Source organism: Streptomyces laurentii (assembly GCF_040635425.1).
Lineage (GTDB): Bacteria > Actinomycetota > Actinomycetes > Streptomycetales > Streptomycetaceae > Streptomyces > Streptomyces laurentii.
On sequence record NZ_JBEYHT010000023.1, the window covers coordinates 94631 to 106573 of the forward strand.

An 11943-nucleotide genomic window follows, 5' to 3' on the forward strand; every position below is an offset into this window, starting at 1 on the left:
TGCCGGAGCCCCGGACTTGGCGACTCGCCCTTCCTCCTCCCCAGTCGACAAGCACCCCACCCCACCGGCCCGAGGTGAATTCCTCATGAACTCCCGTTCTGGAGGCGCACTCGTGCATTCGGTGAGGCCGTGGCATTCGCCATTCCTCACAACCGAACATAGCTCGTTCGGACGGGTGTCGGCACCCGGTGCGGCCAGTTACCGCCATTCGAGCACTTTCACCTCTCACCACCTGCAACGTCGCGGGTTCTCGGAGAGTTCCGGTTTAATTCGAACGAGGCCGGAGATGATGCGAGTACGGCAGCCGTCAGGCGTTCGAATAGGGGGTGCGCTGCCGCTTCTTCCGGGCTGCCCGCGAATCCCGGAATGGTGAACGGGGGGTGTCCGGCGGGACGCGCCGCCGCGAGTGCGCGCGCCGCCTCGGCGAGGGTCGCGCCGGTGGTCATCAGGTCGTCCACGAGCACCACGCGTCCGCCTGTCCGCGCCGCCTCGCGCAGCAGCCACGCGCCGCCCGGGGCGACGTCGAGGGCGCCCGCCAGGTTCGCGCGCCGCTCCGCCGCGCCGAGGCCCGCCTGGTCGGCCACCGTACGACGCTGCCGCAGCACCGGCAGTACCCGCGCCGCCCGTCCCGCCCGCCGCAGCCGTCCGGCCGCCGCGAGCGCGACGCGCCGCGTCGGATCGTGGCCACGTGCCCGTACGGAGCGCCGCGAGGACGGCACCGGTACGAGCAGCAGCGGACCGGATCCGGACGCGCCCGCGGCCCCCGCGACGGCCGTGACGGCCCCGGCGAGCGCCGCGCCCAGCGGTCCGGCGAGCGGCAGCGCGCCGCGCTCCTTGTGGGCGAGCAGCAGGGCGCGCGCCACGCCCTCGTACGGCACCGCCGCGTACGTGACCGGAAGCCCGCGCGGCTCCGGCGCCGGCCGCACCCGGCCGGGCCCCGTCCGCCCCGGCCCGGTCAGCGTGTCCGCGCACGCCGCGCACAGCGCCGTACGCGGCCTCCCGCAGCCCTCGCAGGAGACCGGCAGCACCAGTCCGGCGACCTCGCGCCACCATCCGCGCACGGCCCCACTGTCCTCCTCGCGCCGCCCGCCCGGCCACCCCTGTGGACAACGGACGGCCAAGGGCCGTGACGGGCCGCGGGGGCTGTGGAAAAGCGCGGGCCGGACGTCAGCCCGGATAGACGGGCACCCGGCCGCCCTTCGCCACCGGCTGCCAGTTCGCGCCCGGCACGAGCCGCACGACGCCGTCGTTGCCGGAGTCCGCGACCACCGGCGCGCTCTGGTCGGCGTACGGCGCGGCCACCGAGGTGACCCCGTTCAGGCCCGGGAGCACGGACGTGGCCGACGTGGAGCCATCCGTCTGCACGTACCGCACCTGCTGCACCCCGCCGGCCTCCGTGCCGACCACGACGAGCCGGCTGGGTCCGGCCCAGGACACGGCCGTGACCGATTCGAGCCGGGGTGCCGCGTCCTGGAGGTCCTTGACGGTGATCTCCTCGTGCCCGTCGACGACGCCGCGCCCCACCCTCCCGATCTGGAGGGTGGTGCGGTCGTCCCGGGTCACGAGCAGCGCGATCCGCACCCCGTCCGCGGAGACCCGCAGCGACTCGATACGAGTGCCGTCGCGCAGCCAGGGCGTGCCGACCTCGACCCGCTCGCCCTGGCCGCCCGGCACCAGCCACAGCCGCGGCTTCACCGGGTTGCGGTCGGCGACCCACAGATCGCCCCGGCCGTCCCAGCTTGGCGCGGACAGCCGGTCCTCCAGCCGCGGCGCGACGCTGGTCACGACCGCCTCGGGCAGCTCCTCGTCCGAGGTGAGGGAGCCGACCCGCAGCTCGTGCCCGTTGTCCAGGACCGCGGCGGCGCGGTCCTCCGTGCGGTTCACGGCCACCGGGCCCAGCTGCACCGTGCCCTTGCCGAACGGTCCGGGCACCCCGGCCGGCTTGTCCGGCTGCCGGCCGCCCGCCTCCAGCGTCATCAGCCGCTGGCGGTCGTCGACGAAGTACGGGTTCTCGCCCCGGCCGGGCTCGCGGACCGGCGAGTACTCCTGCTCCGCCTGCCCCTTGGTCAGCAGGCACAGCGACGTGCCGCCACTGCCCAGGATCTCGACCTGCTCCACCCGTACCGAGGTCAGGTCGCCGAGCGTGAACAGCAGCTGCGCCGCCATGCCCTTGCAGACCACCCCGCTCACGCGGTCGGCCTTGCCGTTGAGCGGGATCCTCAGCTTCGACTGGTCGTCGGGGGCGAGCGAGCGGACGTCCCGGGCCAGCTCCGTACCGGACGGGAAGCGCGAGTCGACGGCCGGCCCCAGCCACTTCGTCGGGCCCTCCAGGAGCGCCTTGACGGTCTGGGTGACCGGATCCATGCGGGTGACCGGGTCCTGGCGCTGCCGGATGTAGACGGGGTCGGCGACGACCCAGTTCTCGTCGGAGGCGAAGTAGTACTTGTTGACCGCCCGGTAGTTGCGCAGGAAGTCCGCCTCGCCGAGCACCAGGCCCGGCGGCAGGCTGTCGATGCGCCACTCCTTGGTCTTGCCGTCGCCCACCGGCTGCTGCACCACGTGGATGCCCGTGTCGAAGGCGGAGGGGACCTCCGGCCGGTACGCGTGCCGGACGTCGACCTGCGCGATCCGCCGCCCGGTGAGCGGGAACGTCCGCCCCTCGTTGTCGGGGTCGCCGGGCCGGTCGGCCTGCCCGCGGTGGGGCGCGTTGGTGAGCACCGTGATGCTCTGCTCCGGCTTCCAGGACTGGGCGGCCCGCTTGGTCAGGTACTTCCGGGCCGTCGCGAAGCCGGGGTCGTCACTGGTCATGGCCTCCAGGAAGCCGTCGACGATCTCCTCCGGGTCGGCGTTGTCACGCGGCGCGACCGCGTACACCCGGACCTGCGAGTCCCCCGCGTTGGACGCCTTCACCGCCTCGACGTCGCCGCTGTCGGGCATGCCCGCGCAGGCCGACGCGAGCAGCGCTCCGCACGCCACCAGTACCGCGCCGCGTGCCGACCGTCCCCGCCCCCGGGCCTTCCGCTTCCCTCGAAGGTCAGCGCCCACCTGTCGTGTCCTCCCGCTCGGCGCGCCCCGGCGCCCTCGCCTCGCCTGCGTCGTCGTCCGCCGCCCCCGCGGGCCGTGCGACCACCCGGGCACCGCTGCCCGGCAGAGCCGTCGGGTCGGCCGTCGGCCGCGGTACGGACGGCAGCCGCGGCGGTACGGGCCCGCGGCCCGCACCGGACTGGGCCGGCACCTCGGTGAGCCGCGTCCCGGAACCGGCGCCGGCGCCGAGCGCGGCCGCCTGCTCCCGGTTGCGCCGCGAGTCCTCCGGCTCCAGTGGGATCGGGGACCCGCGCAGCGGCTCGTCGGCGGTGCGCGGCAGCGTCAGCCGGAACTGCGAACCGCCGCCCGCCTCGCCCCACGCCTGGAGCCAGCCGCCGTGCAGCCGCGCGTCCTCGACGGCGATGGACAGGCCGAGGCCCGTACCGCCGGTGGTCCGCGCGCGGGCCGGGTCGGCCCGCCAGAACCGGTTGAAGACCCGGGTCGCCTCGCCCGGCTTCAGGCCGACGCCGTAGTCGCGTACGGCGATGGCGACGGCCCCGCCCGCGGCGGCGAGCCGGACGACGACGTCCCGGCCCTCGCCGTGCTCGACCGCGTTCACGACCAGGTTGCGCAGCACCCGCTCGACCCGGCGGGCGTCCGCCTCGGCCACCACCGGCTGCTCGTCGCCGACGACGACGATCCGGCTGCCCTTGCGCTCGGCCAGCGGCTCGGCGCCGCCGATGACCCGCCGTACCACCTGGCGCAGGTCTATCGGCTCGGCTTCGAGGGACGCCGCGCCCGCGTCGAAGCGGCTGATCTCCAGCAGGTCGGCGAGCAGCGACTCGAAGCGGTCGAGCTGGTCGCCGAGCAGCTCGGCGGAGCGCGCGGTGACCGGGTCGAAGTCGACCCGCGCCTCGTGGATGACGTCGGCGGCCATCCGTACGGTCGTCAGCGGGGTGCGCAGCTCGTGCGAGACGTCGGAGACGAAACGCCGCTGCAACCGCGACAGCTCCTCCAGTTGCTGGATCTTCAGCTGGAGGTTCTGCGCCATCTTGTTGAACGCCTCGCCGAGGCGCGCGATGTCGTCCTCGCCGGTGACCTTCATCCGCTCCTGGAGGCGGCCGGCCGACAGCCGTTCGGCGATCCCGGCGGCCATCCGCACGGGCGTGACGACCTGGCGGACCACCAGCCACGCGATGGCCCCGAGCAGCACGACGACGAATAGCCCGGCGGTCGCCAGGGTGGTCTTGACCAGCGCGAGGGAGTCCTCCTCCTGGCTGAGCGGGAAGAGGTAGTACAGCTCGTACGGGGTGCCGTCGGCGTCGTTGAGCCGCTTGCCGACCACCAGGCCCGGCTCGCTGAGCTTGCCGCCGGTGTAGTGGATGCGGGCGTACGTCTGGAAGATGTTGGTGCCCTGGGCGACGCTGTGCCGCAGTTCGGCGGGGATGCTCGTGGTCGGGTCGACCTCGCCGGAGGCGCGGGCGCCGCGGCTGGCGGTCTCCCCGGTCTCCAGGGACAGCGCGACGACGTTGAAGGCGCTCTGGCCACCGCTCGCGAGCTGTTCGACGAGCGTGGAACGCCAGTTCACCGACGGTCCCGCGCGGCCGCCGCCGTCCTGCTCGCCGCCCGGCTGGGGCTGCGTGGTCGCCGCCCGGTCCTGCGCGGCGGAGAACCCGCCGGCCGCCTGGCTCTGCGCGGCCTTCTCCTTGGCGACGAGCAGGCCGTTGCGGACCTGGCCGATGACGACCAGGCCGAGCAGCAGCACCACGCCCAGCGACATCAGGAGGGTGCCCGCGACGACCCGCACCTGGAGGTTGCGCCGCCACAGCCGTACGGCGGGCAGCAGCGGCCTGCGCACCCAGCGGGCGAGCAGCCGGAACACGGGCGCGCCCGGCGTGCCGTCCTGCAGGAGACGGCCGAGCGGCCGGCTCCCTCGCCCCGGTCCGGCAGTCCGCCCCGCACGGACCGCCCGGTCCCCGTTGTCCGGAGCAGTACTGCCCTGGCTCATGTCAGCTCGGTCCTGCCTTGTATCCGACACCCCGTACGGTCACGACGATCTCCGGGCGCTCGGGGTCCTTCTCGACCTTCGAGCGCAGCCGCTGGACGTGCACGTTGACCAGACGGGTGTCGGCGGCGTGCCGGTAGCCCCACACCTGCTCCAGGAGCACCTCACGGGTGAACACCTGCCACGGCTTGCGGGCCAGCGCGACCAGCAGGTCGAACTCCAGCGGCGTCAGGGCGATGGACTGCCCGTCCCGCTTCACGGAGTGCCCGGCCACGTCGATGACGAGGTCGCCGATGGTCAGCTGCTCCGGCGCCGGCTCCTCGGACCTCCGCAGCCGTGCCCGGATACGGGCGACGAGCTCCTTCGGCTTGAACGGCTTGACGATGTAGTCGTCGGCCCCGGACTCCAGACCCACGACGACGTCGACCGTGTCGCTCTTGGCCGTGAGCATGACGATCGGCACCCCGGACTCGGCCCGGATCAGCCGGCACACCTCGATGCCGTCCCGGCCGGGCAGCATCAGGTCGAGCAGCACCAGATCCGGCTTGGCCTCACGGAAAGCGGCGAGTGCCTTGTCTCCGTCCGAGACGAACGACGGCTCGAAACCTTCACCCCGCAGCACGATCCCGAGCATCTCGGCGAGTGCCGTGTCGTCGTCGACGACAAGAACGCGTCCCTTCATATCGACATCATCCCATTTCCGTATCAGTCCCTAGGCGACTGGTGAGATACCTCACCGACCTGCGGCGACGTCCGTGATGGCCCGCGAAGAACCGCCGGTGTCTGTCGGTGTCGATGTCAGACAGGGATGTCACCCCCGTGGCCCCCGTGCCGCCCTGCACCGTACCCCGCGGCTCCCCGCACGGCCCATGGGAGGACCGCCTTCACCGCCCCTCGTCCCTCCGGGGAGACCGGCCCGGAGCGCGGAGGGACGACCTCAGGACGCCCGTCCGGAGCCTCGACGCGGGCCCGTCCCCGGGCCCACGACGACCGGTCTCCCCTCTCTCGTACGTACGCGGCCCCGCGAACATGCCCGCGCGTAGAGGGGACGGCGTCCCGAAAGCGGGAGAAGCCGCCCAGGTCAGGCCCAGGCCACCCGGGGCGAGGGCCGCGCGTGGCACGATGGCTCCCGGTCCGCCGCCCCGTCGGGCGGGCGGGCGCTGTGACAGAGCCGGTTCGGCGATCCGGCACCGCGAGCGATATCGAGGTGGACGACCGTGAACGACACTCCGGGCTGGGCCTCGCCCGGGTCCTCTTCCTCCGACGGCGACGCCACCGGCTCCACGCCGCAGTGGTCCCGGAACCAGCCGCCCGCCGGCCAGTGGCAGCCGCCGGCCGCTCCCGCCCCCGGCACCCCGCCGCCGATCCCGGCCGCGCCGCAGGCCGGCCCGGGCTGGGGCGGACCGCCGCCGTACGGCCAGTGGAACGTGCCCCAGGCCGCGAAGCCGGGTGTGATCGCGCTCCGTCCGCTGACGCTGGGCGACATCCTCGACGGCGCCGTGACGACCCTGCGCCGCTACTGGCGGACCGTCCTCACCGTCTCCGTAGCCGTCGCCGCGATCATGCAGGTCGCGCAGATCCTCTGTCAGCGCTATCTGATCCCGGACCAGCAGCCGCTGGATCCCGCGGCGAGCCCCGCCGAGGCCATGGACCAGACCCTCGAAGCGGCGCGGACCAGTGCGATCGGGATGGCCCCCGCCTCCTTGATCGCGGCGGTCGCCACGCTGCTGAGCGCCGCGCTGCTCACCGTCGTCATCAGCCGTGCCGTCCTCGGCAAGCCGATCGACCTCGCCACCGCGTGGCGGGAGGCCCGGCCGCGGCTGCTCCCGCTGCTCGGGCTGAGCCTGCTGGTCCCGCTGATATGCGCCGTCGTCATGTTCGTCGGCATCCTCCCCGGCCTGCTCCTCGGGAGCGACGGCCTCACCCTGCTCGGCATGTTCGTCGCCCTCGGCGTCGTCGTCTGGCTGTGGATCCGCTTCGCCCTCGCCTCGCCCGCCCTGATGCTGGAGCGGCAGGGCGTCATCGCGTCGATGAAGCGGTCGGCGAAGCTGGTGCAGGGCGCCTGGTGGCGCGTCTTCGGCATCACCGTCCTCATCAACCTGCTGATGGCCCTGGTCGCGGTGATCCTCGCGATCCCGTTCACCGCCCTCGCGATGGCCTTCTCGGTCGAGGGCCTCGCCGACCTGGCCAACGCCGGCGCCTTCGAGAAGGACTGGTCCTTCCTGATCCTCACCGGCATCGGCGGCGTCGTCACGAACGCGCTCGTCTACCCGATCGTCTCCGGCGTCTCCGTCTTCCTCTACATCGACCAGCGCATCCGCCGCGAGGCACTGGACGTCGAACTCGGCCGCGCGGCCGGCCTCCCCGGCTACGGCGGCTGATGGGGTGACGGCCACGGGGGGCACGTCCGGCAGCGGAGTTCCGGTGGACATCCCGCGCGTCCCCGCCCAGGAGGCGGCGGAGCGGGAACTGTCCCAACCGATGTACCACGAGAACGATCCCGGCTTCCTCCAGCGGGCGATCGACCGCTTCTGGGAGTGGGTCGGCGACCTGTTCGACTCGGTCACCGGGGCGGGCCCCGGCGATGTCGTCGGCATCGTGGCCGTCGTCCTGGTCGTGCTCGCCCTGGCCGCCGCCCTCTGGTGGCGCCTCGGCACACCCCGGCGTACGCCGTCGTCCGGCGGCGACGTCCTCTTCGGCGAGCGCGCCCGCACCGCCGCCGAACACCGCACCGCGGCCGCCCGGCACGCCTCGGCGGGCCAGTGGAACCAGGCCGTCCAGGAACGCATGCGGGCCATCGTCCGCTCCCTCGAGGAACGCACCCTGCTCGACCCGCGCCCCGGCCGCACCGCCGACGAGGCGGCCGCGGAGGCCGGCCGCTCGCTGCCCGCCCACGCCGACGGGCTGCGCTCCGCCGCCCGGGCCTTCGACGACGTGACATACGGCGGCCGCAGCGCCGACGAATCCGCGTACCGGCGCGTCGAGCAGCTGGACACCGCCCTGGAGCGGGCCAAGCCGTCCCTCGCCGACGCCGGCGCCGGCGCTTCCTTCACGCGGGCGCCGCGATGAGCCGGACCGCCACGAGCCCCACCTCGACCTCGCTCACCCCCCGGACGCTGTGGACCCGCGCCCGCGTCCCGCTCCTGATCGTCGCCCTGCTGCTGCTCGGCGGCCTGCTCTTCGCCACGGTCCACACGGCCGACCACAACGGGCGCCTCGACCCGCGCTCCACCGCGCCCGGCGGCAGCCGGGCCGTGGCCGAACTCCTCCGGGACCGCGGCGTCACCGTCGACGTGGCCGGCACGCTCGCCGAGGCGACCGCCGCCACCGGCGCCGACACCACCCTGCTGGTCGCCGGCCCGGATCTGCTCACCGAGGATCAGCTGTCCGACCTGCGCGCGGCGATGACCGGCTCGGCCGGCCGCACCGTCCTCCTCGGCCCGGACGCCCCGTCCCTCGCCGTCCTCGCCCCCGGCGTCCGCACCGGGACGAGCACCTCGGTGTCCCCGCTGGAGCCCGGCTGCGCCCTGCCCGCCGCCACCCGCGCCGGCGACGCCGACCTCGGCGGCACGCGCTACCGGACCGGCACGGCCACCGCCGACGCCTGCTACCTCTCCGACGGCCTGCCGACCCTGGTCCGCGTCCCGGGCCCGGGCACCGCCGACACCGTCCTGCTCGGCTCGGCCGACCTCCTCACCAACAAGCGTCTCGCCCAGCACGGCAACGCCTCCCTCGCCCTGCAACTCCTCGGTTCCCGCCCGCATCTCGTCTGGTACCTCCCCTCGTTCACCGACGTGCCCGACGATGCCGCGGCCGACGACGACCCGATGGCCGGCTTCCTCGAACTGGTCCCCTCCGGCTGGTTGTGGGGCACCCTCCAGCTCGCCGTCGCGGCCCTGCTCGCCGCCCTCTGGCGCGGCCGTCGCCTCGGCCCCCTGGTGACCGAACGGCTTCCCGTCGCCGTCCGCGCCGCCGAGGCCACCGAAGGCCGCGCCCGCCTCTACCGCAAGGCCGACGCCCGCGACCGCGCGGCGACCGTCCTGCGCACCGCGACCCGCACCCGGATCGCCCCGCTCCTCGGCGTCCCCTCCCAGGACGCCCACTCCCCCGAACTCCTTCTCCCTGCCCTCTCCACCCGGCTCCCGGCCGGCCCGGCCGACGCCGGGGACCTGCTCTTCGGCCCGGTTCCCGCCGACGACGCCGCCCTCATCCGCCTCGCGGACCAACTCGACGCCCTCGAAAGAGAGGTACGCACCTCATGAGCGCCCCGACCCCCGAGACCGTGCCGAACTCGGATGCCGCCCGCGCCTCGCTGGAGGCCCTGCGCGCCGAGATCGGGAAGGCCGTGGTCGGCCAGGATCCCGCCGTCACCGGTCTCGTCGTCGCCCTGCTCTGCCGGGGGCACGTCCTCCTCGAAGGCGTCCCCGGCGTCGCCAAGACCCTGCTGGTGCGGGCCCTCGCCTCGGCGCTCGAACTCGACACCAAGCGCGTCCAGTTCACCCCCGACCTGATGCCCAGTGACGTCACCGGCTCTCTCGTCTACGACACCCGGACCGCCGAGTTCTCCTTCCAGCCCGGCCCGGTCTTCACCCATCTGCTGCTCGCCGACGAGATCAACCGGACGCCCCCGAAGACCCAGTCCTCCCTCCTGGAGGCGATGGAGGAACGCCAGGTCACCGTGGACGGCGTGCCCCGCCCGCTGCCCGATCCGTTCCTCGTCGCCGCGACCCAGAACCCGGTCGAGTACGAGGGCACCTATCCGCTGCCCGAGGCCCAACTCGACCGCTTCCTGCTGAAGCTGACGGTCCCGCTGCCCTCACGCGAGGACGAGATCGCCGTCCTCACCCGCCACGCCCAGGGCTTCGACCCCCGCGACCTGAAGGCCGCCGGTCTGCGCCCCGTCGCCGGACCCGAAGATCTGGCGGCCGCCCGGGAGGCCGTGGCCAAGGTGTCCGTCTCGGCCGAGATAGCCGGCTACGTCGTCGATATCTGTCGTGCCACGCGTGAATCCCCCTCGTTCACCCTCGGCGTCTCCCCCCGAGGAGCCACCGCCCTGCTCGCCACGTCCCGTGCCTGGGCCTGGCTGACCGGCCGGGACTACGTCACCCCGGACGATGTGAAGGCCCTGGCGCTGCCCACCCTGCGGCACCGCGTCCATCTGCGGCCCGAGGCCGAGATGGAGGGCGTCACCGCGGACTCCGTCCTCACCTCGATCCTCGCCCACGTCCCCGTCCCCCGCTGAGAACGGCGCCCCATGGCCCTCACCGGACGAACCGCCCTGCTCGCCGCCCTGGGGTCGCTTCCCGTCGGCATCCTCGCGCCCAGCTGGACGGGGATGCTGGCGGTGAACGCCCCGCTCTCGCTGGCAATTCTGTGCGATTACGCGATGGCCGCGCCCGTGCGAACGCTCCGATTCACCCGAAGCGGTGATACGTCCGTTCGACTGGGTGACGGTGTAGACGTCCAGCTCACGGTCACCAATCCGTCGCGCCGCCGGCTACGGGCCCTGATCCGCGACGCGTGGGCGCCGAGTGCCGCCCAGGACCCGGCCCGCCAGAAGCTGTCCGTGCCGGCCGGCGAGCGCCGCCGGGTCACGACGGTCCTGCGCCCGACCCGCCGCGGCGACCGTCGCGCCGAGCACGTCACCGTCCGCTCGTACGGCCCGCTGGGTCTCGCGGCCCGGCAGGGCCGTCACGAGGTGCCGTGGGCGGTCCGGGTGCTGCCGCCGTTCACCAGCCGCAAACATCTGCCCTCGCGTCTGGCCCGGCTGCGCGAGCTGGACGGCCGCACGAGCGTCCTCACCCGGGGCGAGGGCACCGAGTTCGACAGCCTTCGCGAGTACGTCCCCGGCGACGACACCCGCTCGATCGACTGGCGGGCCACGGCCCGTCAGTCGACGGTCGCCGTCCGCACCTGGCGGCCCGAACGGGACCGCCATCTCCTCATCGTCCTCGACACCGGCCGTACCTCGGCGGGCCGGGTCGGCGACGTCCCGCGTCTGGACGCGGCGATGGACGCCGCGCTTCTGCTCACCGCGCTGGCGTCCCGCGCCGGCGACCGGGTGGATCTGATCGCGTACGACCGCCGGCTGCGCGCCCAGGTCCAGGGCCGCTCCGCCCGCGAGGTCCTGCCCGCGGTGGTGGACGCTCTCGCCACGCTGGAGCCGTCGCTGGTGGAGACGGACGCCCGTGGCCTCGCGGCCACCGCGCTGGCCCGTGCCCCGCGCCGTTCCCTCGTCGTCCTGCTCACCGGTCTGGACGCCGCCCCGGTCGAGGAGGGCCTGCTGCCCGTCCTCCCGCGGCTCACCCAGCGCCACACGGTCCTGGTGGCCTCTCCGGCCGATCCGCACATCGCCCGTATGGCCGCGTCCCGCGGCACGGTCGAGGGCGTCTACGAGGCCGCCGCGGCGACACAGTCCCAGGCTCAGCGCCTCCGTACGGCGGAACAGCTGCAACGCCATGGCGTCACCGTCGTGGACGCGGTTCCCGACGCGCTCGCTCCCGCTCTCGCGGACGCCTATCTGGCCCTGAAGGCCGCCGGCCGTCTCTGACGGATGTCGAGGAGAGGGCTCCCGCCAGGGAGCACCCTCCTCTCCCGAAAAGCCCGTAAACGCAGAAAAGCCCCGCACCATAAAGGTGCGGGGCTTTCCCCAAAAGGAGTTCGGCGGTGTCCTACTCTCCCACAGGGTCCCCCCTGCAGTACCATCGGCGCTGAAAGGCTTAGCTTCCGGGTTCGGAATGTAACCGGGCGTTTCCCTAACGCTATGACCACCGAAACACTATGAAGTTGGAACTCCAGCCAGAAAAGGCGAGTTCGTTACTTCAGAACAAACACAGTGGACGCGAGCAACTGAGGACAAGCCCTCGGCCTATTAGTACCGGTCAGCTCCACCCATTACTGGGCTTCCACATCCG

9 protein-coding genes and 1 rRNA gene are annotated in these 11943 nt (G+C 73.6%); 5 read left to right on the forward strand and 5 right to left on the reverse strand.

Annotated features, from left to right (window positions below):
- Positions 1 to 218 precede the first annotated feature (218 nt).
- The 4 genes from ABZ693_RS17080 to mtrA form a co-directional block, all read right to left on the reverse strand.
- Complete coding sequence (locus ABZ693_RS17080; RefSeq protein ID WP_359877387.1) at positions 219 to 1061, reverse strand: ComF family protein; 843 nt, start codon at positions 1059 to 1061, stop codon at positions 219 to 221.
- A 106-nt stretch (positions 1062 to 1167) separates the two neighbouring features.
- Positions 1168 to 3045, reverse strand: coding sequence for an LpqB family beta-propeller domain-containing protein (locus ABZ693_RS17085; RefSeq protein WP_435842444.1), 1878 nt, complete (start codon positions 3043 to 3045; stop codon positions 1168 to 1170).
- Complete coding sequence (gene mtrB, locus ABZ693_RS17090; protein ID WP_359877390.1) at positions 3035 to 5032, reverse strand: MtrAB system histidine kinase MtrB; 1998 nt, start codon at positions 5030 to 5032, stop codon at positions 3035 to 3037. Before mtrB ends, ABZ693_RS17085 begins: the two co-directional genes overlap by 11 nt.
- Position 5033: 1 nt before the next feature.
- A complete protein-coding gene (gene mtrA / locus ABZ693_RS17095; RefSeq protein ID WP_197990047.1) occupies positions 5034 to 5711 on the reverse strand; it encodes a two-component system response regulator MtrA in 678 nt (225 codons plus the stop codon).
- 535 nt (positions 5712 to 6246) lie between these two features.
- On the opposite strand from mtrA, the gene ABZ693_RS17100 reads away from it, so the two are divergent.
- The 5 genes from ABZ693_RS17100 to ABZ693_RS17120 are packed head-to-tail and all read left to right on the forward strand — an operon-like array spanning position 6247 to position 11579.
- Positions 6247 to 7410, forward strand: coding sequence for a hypothetical protein (locus tag ABZ693_RS17100; protein ID WP_359877393.1), 1164 nt, complete (start codon positions 6247 to 6249; stop codon positions 7408 to 7410).
- 4 nt (positions 7411 to 7414) lie between these two features.
- A complete protein-coding gene (locus tag ABZ693_RS17105; RefSeq protein WP_359877396.1) occupies positions 7415 to 8098 on the forward strand; it encodes a DUF4129 domain-containing protein in 684 nt (227 codons plus the stop codon).
- Entirely contained in the window at positions 8095 to 9291 is a 1197-nt protein-coding gene (locus tag ABZ693_RS17110) for a DUF4350 domain-containing protein (RefSeq protein ID WP_359877398.1), read from the forward strand. Before ABZ693_RS17105 ends, ABZ693_RS17110 begins: the two co-directional genes overlap by 4 nt.
- Positions 9288 to 10271 carry an AAA family ATPase gene (locus ABZ693_RS17115; RefSeq protein ID WP_359877400.1) on the forward strand — a complete coding sequence of 328 codons (984 nt, stop codon included), beginning with the start codon at positions 9288 to 9290 and terminating at the stop codon, positions 10269 to 10271. The genes ABZ693_RS17110 and ABZ693_RS17115 overlap by 4 nt, the downstream gene beginning before the upstream one ends.
- Positions 10272 to 10283: 12 nt before the next feature.
- Positions 10284 to 11579 (forward strand): DUF58 domain-containing protein, encoded by a 1296-nt coding sequence (locus ABZ693_RS17120; RefSeq protein WP_359877403.1) that lies wholly within the window; start codon positions 10284 to 10286, stop codon positions 11577 to 11579.
- A 108-nt stretch (positions 11580 to 11687) separates the two neighbouring features.
- Here the strand turns inward: ABZ693_RS17120 and rrf are convergent.
- Positions 11688 to 11804, reverse strand: a 5S ribosomal RNA gene (gene rrf, locus ABZ693_RS17125).
- Positions 11805 to 11943 lie beyond the last annotated feature (139 nt).

Excerpts from the sequence above, each read along its gene's own strand:
- mtrA (WP_197990047.1), bottom strand. The coding sequence starts at position 5,711 with ATGAAGGGACGCGTTCTTGTCGTCGACGACGACACGGCACTCGCCGAG.
- mtrB (WP_359877390.1), bottom strand. The coding sequence starts at position 5,032 with ATGAGCCAGGGCAGTACTGCTCCGGACAACGGGGACCGGGCGGTCCGT.
- ABZ693_RS17120 (WP_359877403.1), top strand. The coding sequence starts at position 10,284 with ATGGCCCTCACCGGACGAACCGCCCTGCTCGCCGCCCTGGGGTCGCTT.
- ABZ693_RS17115 (WP_359877400.1), top strand. The coding sequence starts at position 9,288 with ATGAGCGCCCCGACCCCCGAGACCGTGCCGAACTCGGATGCCGCCCGC.
- ABZ693_RS17110 (WP_359877398.1), top strand. The coding sequence starts at position 8,095 with ATGAGCCGGACCGCCACGAGCCCCACCTCGACCTCGCTCACCCCCCGG.